Here is a 1,083-nt window from a genome sequence, read left to right as displayed (position 1 = left end):
GGTCGGCCTGAATTTTCAGGTTTTTCCCCGCCTCAATTGTCGCGGCGTGGTTATTGAGCTCACGGGTCTGACCGGTGGCTGTCAGGCTGTTGTCCAACCGGCCGCCAATGTACATATCGCCCACGCTGTAAATCTGGGCATGGTGACTGTTATTCAGTGTTTCGGTACCGATATTCAGCCTGTCACGCGCGGCAATCACGGCGGCTTTGCCGTCCCGTGCGCTGTTATTCAGGGTGCCTGTCTGGAGGGCGAGTTGGTCACCGTAAAGGCGCCCGGTGCCGGTATTGTTCAGGGTGTTGGCTGTGAGATGGGTTAAACCGCCGTCAATCAATCCGGTGTTATTCAGCGTATCGTGAACGTGGATTTGTGTTTGCCCGGCGCTGATTTCACCGGCGGCGCTGTTGGTAAGATTTTGCGCACCAAGATGCAGCGCCCGACCGGCTTTCATCTGGCGGTCATTGAGAATATTGCCGGTGGTTTTCAGGGTCAGATTGCCATTGGCCGCCGTGTTGCCGGTATGGTGAAAATCCCCGGTTAAGGTAACAGCCATATCGCCCTGCGATAACAGCTGGCCGTCACCGCTGAGGGCCCCGGCGTTAATATCCACCTGCTTCCCGGCAATTAAGGTACCCTGTTGGTTGTTAATCCTCAGATGCGATTGCTGAGCCTCGCTGTTGATGGTGAGCTGTTTGCCCGCAGAGACCAGCCCCTGGATATTATTCAAGCTCTGGCTGATGTTTGCTTGCAGGTGGTCGGCCGCTCGTAAAGTCCCCTGATTGTTGTCCACTTGTTGGGCGTTGACCGTCAGGTTTTGCGCTTCCAGTCCTTTATCTGCCTGCGCCGTGTCACGATTAATCAGGTGAGCGGTGTTCAGGCTGAGTTGCGCGCCACCACGGATAAGGCCGCCGGTGTTATCGGTTTGGGTTTCAACATTAAGAGTGGTGTCGCCTACCGCCTGCACTTGCCCGTGACGATTATCGAGCCGCTGGGTTTTCAGGTTGAACGTACCGGCCGACAACAATTTGCCGTCCCGGTTATCGGTCTGCGCCTGTCGGGTGTCGATAACCAACTGGCCGCCTTGCA

The 1,083-nt window shown here is 56.2% G+C and carries 1 pseudogene; it reads right to left on the bottom strand.

Annotated features, from left to right (window positions below):
* Nucleotides 1-1,083, bottom strand: a pseudogene (locus KZ793_RS00240) (hemagglutinin repeat-containing protein); the annotation flags it as partial.

The organism is Photorhabdus antumapuensis (genome assembly GCF_020387775.1).
Taxonomy (GTDB): Bacteria; Pseudomonadota; Gammaproteobacteria; order Enterobacterales; family Enterobacteriaceae; genus Photorhabdus; species Photorhabdus antumapuensis.
The sequence above is the reverse complement of the archived record's forward strand: the minus strand, read 5'-3'. Positions and strand labels throughout refer to the sequence as shown.